Origin of the sequence: Myxococcus sp. CA039A (assembly GCF_013336645.1) — a bacterium.
Lineage (GTDB): Bacteria > Myxococcota > Myxococcia > Myxococcales > Myxococcaceae > Myxococcus > Myxococcus llanfairpwllgwyngyllgogerychwyrndrobwllllantysiliogogogochensis.
In genome coordinates, this window is the sequence record NZ_JABUMQ010000596.1 from 1 (window position 1) to 2,636 (window position 2,636).

At 71.3% G+C, this 2,636-nt stretch carries 2 protein-coding genes; both read left to right on the forward strand.

Translation table 11 applies throughout. The features are described 5' to 3' along the window. The coding region (locus HR086_RS46165; protein WP_174468839.1) for a HEAT repeat domain-containing protein at positions 1-1,929 on the forward strand (1,929 nt) is incomplete at its 5' end. A 132-nt stretch (positions 1,930-2,061) separates the two neighbouring features. Next, a partial coding sequence (locus HR086_RS46170) for a TolC family protein (RefSeq protein ID WP_174468840.1) occupies positions 2,062-2,636 on the forward strand: 575 nt, incomplete at its 3' end.

Here is a 2,636-nt window from a genome sequence, read left to right on the forward strand (position 1 = left end):
CCCACCGCGCCCAAGCCCGTGGCCCAGGCCACGCCACCGCCCGCCGAAGTGAAGGACGGGCACCCGCCGCGCGGCGTCTACGCCGGCGCCGAGGCGTGCGGCGAGTGCCACGAGGACGAGCACGCCGAATGGAGCAAGGGCTGGCACTCGCGCGCGCTGTCCCCCGCGACGTCGAAGTTCGTGGTGGGCGACTACCGCAAGAACACGCACTTCAAGGGAGACTCCAGCGAGGCGTGGATGCGTCGCGACGGTGAGCACCACTTCATGCGCACGAAGGGCGCGGACGGGCAGCTCGCGGAGTTCCCGGTGCAGTGGGTGGTGGGCGGCAAGCGCATGCAGGACCCCGTCACGGTGCTCGCAGACGGTCGCTGGCAGGTGCTGCCCGTCTACTACCACGTCACCGGCAAGGGCGAGTGGGTGGACTACTCGGAGACGAAGCAGGGCGCGCTCACGCCGGACCACCCGTTCTTCTGGGCCAACTTCCGTCGCAGCGCGCAGCACGCGTGTCTGGACTGTCACGTCACCGGACTCGACGCGCGCCATGACCGCGCCACCCACACGTGGACCACGCGTTTCACCGACGCGGGCGTCGCGTGCGAGAGCTGCCACGGGCCCGGCGCCAGGCACGCCGACACGCAGGACCCCAAGGACATCGTCCAGCCGTCGAAGCTGTCCTCGGAGCTGGGCTTCGCGGTGTGCGCGCAGTGCCATGGCCCGCGCCGTCCCCTCTTCCCCATCCTCGACCTGGCGCACCGCTTCCAGCCGGGCCAGAAGTATGAGGACTTCTACCAACCCATCGTCCTCTTCGTGGGCAACGAGCGCTCCGGCGACTACTTCACCGACGGCCGCCCCAGCACCTCCAGCTTCGAGTACCAGGCCCTCATCCAGTCGCAGTGCCATCTGCAGGGCAATGCGACCTGCCTCACCTGTCACACCGCGCCGCACGAGCCACACGCGCCCAACGAGCTGAACCTGCCGGAGAAGACGGCCGCGAAAATCTCCGTGGGCTCGGCCACCTGTCAGCAATGCCACGCGGACCTGTTCGCCGCGGGCGCGAAACACTCCAAGCACACCGGGCGCGCCGCGCAGGACTGCGTGGCCTGTCACATGCCGCCCGTCGTCTCCGGCGTGCTCGACAAGTTCGCGGACCATGCGCTCGACGTGCCCGCGCCGAAGAACACCACGCGCCACGGCATCCCCAATGCCTGCAACACATGTCACACGAAGGAGACGCCGGAGGCCATGGACCAGGCCCTGGCGAAAATGTGGCCGGACTCCGCGAAGCGGCAGGAGCGGCGCGTGCGCCTGGCGGACGCCTTCGACGACAAGACAGCGGACACCAGCCGGCCCGCGCTGGAGGCCGTGCTCGCGGACACGAAGGAAGCCGCGTCGCTGCGTGGCGTGGCGGCGAAGGTGCTCGGGCGTCGATACAAGCGCGAGGCCGTGCCCGCCCTGCGCGCCGCGCTGAAGGGGACGCAGGACAGCCTGCTGCGCGCGGACGTCATCGAGGCGCTGGGCGCCGTGGGAGGCAAGGAGGCCACCGAGGACCTGGCGGCGCTGCTCCAGGATGGCTCCACGTGGGTGCGCCAGTCCGCGGCGCTGACGCTGGCGAGCTTCGGCGACGCGCGCGGCACCGCGGCCGTGGAGGCGCTGGCGTCGCGGCCGGAGACCTCCGGGCTGGTCCAACCGCACATCATGCTCGGGCAGCTCGCCGTGCGTCGGAAGGACCTGACCACCGCCATCCGCGAGTTCGAGCGGGCGTTGGATTTGCAGCCCTACAACGCCGACGCGCTCGTCCGCCTGGCCGACCTCTATGTCGTCCAGGGACAGGTGGAGAAGGGCAAGGAGCGGCTCGAGGACGCGCTGCGCTTCGACCCACAGAGCCGCGCGGCGAAGCAGCGTCTGTCCATGCTCAAACAGGGTCGCTGAGCGGAGGACGCGAGCCCGCTGGCGCTCCATCCACTGCTGAGCAGGCTCTCGTCCCTTTTGTCAGACAGGCGGGGACCGGCCCCGGGGTACGTGGCCGGTATCGGGTGCCTCCCCTACCTCAGGGCACCCGATATGAACGCCCTGCTGCTCGCCCTCCTCCTCTCGCACCCTGGCTCCGAGCCAGGGGTGCCGCTCGCCCAGGCCCGGCCGCCGTCCGCCGTGCGACAGCGGCCCCAGGGACACGGCGCGCCCAAGGTGCTGCCCATCCAGAATCCCAGGCCACAGTCGGCCCAGGGACAGGGCATTCCCGTGACGCCCCCGGGAGCGCCGTCACAGGCGCCCGGCGCGCCACGGCGGGGCACCCCTCCCCAGGGGCAATGGGACACGTCCGCCCCAGGGCCCGGTGAGGACACCGGGACGAGCGACGACCCGCCGGAGCCACCGCAGCCCGAAGTGTCGGACCCGCTGCTGACGCCCATGCCGCCCGCGCCCATCCAGGTGAAGTCCTGGGAGGAGGCGCTGGACATGGTGCGGCAGAGCTCCACCGACTTGAGGACCGCGCTGGCCCAGGTGGAGTCCGCGGCGGGACAGGCGCGCATCGCGCTGGCGGGCCTGCTGCCCGTCATCACCGGCACGGTGGGCGTGCAGTACAACGTGCTGGACCCCGACTCGACGACCTTCATCGGCGGCGGCACGGGGGGTGGCGT